Annotated in this window: 1 protein-coding gene; it reads left to right on the top strand. The window is 57.6% G+C overall.

What is annotated here, in order from left to right:
- Window positions 1-258: 258 nt before the first annotated feature.
- Window positions 259-540: SOS response-associated peptidase family protein (locus AF337_RS22080; protein ID WP_483150630.1), on the top strand; the 282-nt coding region annotated here is incomplete at its 3' end.

Raw genomic sequence — 540 nt, 5'->3', positions numbered from 1 at the left:
AGTTTAAAGATCCTCAGGATGTGATCGCGAAGGTCTATAAATTCCTCACAGGCATGCAGTTCTTCGAGAACCTCGACGCCTTCGCCGATCACGCGATCAATCTCAATGAGGCAGAGGCAAGCGGACAGATCCATTGACTGCCTTCCAGCGTGAACCCGAGCCTGCGGGCAGACTGCAATGTGACCTGGGTTGACAAACGTCGCCGACGGCAAGGATTCTGGCGCTCGCAACTGACGTGCCGGAGGAGGTTCGGGCGAGATGTGCAACTTGTACCGCATGGATGACAAAGACTGGGTTCGGAAATGGGCGATCGATGCCGAGAGCAAGATCAACCTGATGCCGGCCTATCAGATGAACCCTGACCAGATGGGGCCGGTCGTCCGCAACACGGCTGACGGAAGAAAGCAGCTCGTGCATGCGCGCTGGGGCCTGCCATCGCCGATTTTCGTGCAAAAGAAGGCTGCGGAAGCTCGGGCGGAGAAACTGAGAGCCAAGGGTCAGGCAGTCGAAATGGACGAGCTCATCCGCATGGAACCGGAC

Source organism: Rhizobium ecuadorense, assembly GCF_001187535.1.
Taxonomy (GTDB): domain Bacteria; phylum Pseudomonadota; class Alphaproteobacteria; order Rhizobiales; family Rhizobiaceae; genus Rhizobium; species Rhizobium ecuadorense.
The sequence above is the reverse complement of the archived record's forward strand: the minus strand, read 5'-3'. Positions and strand labels throughout refer to the sequence as shown.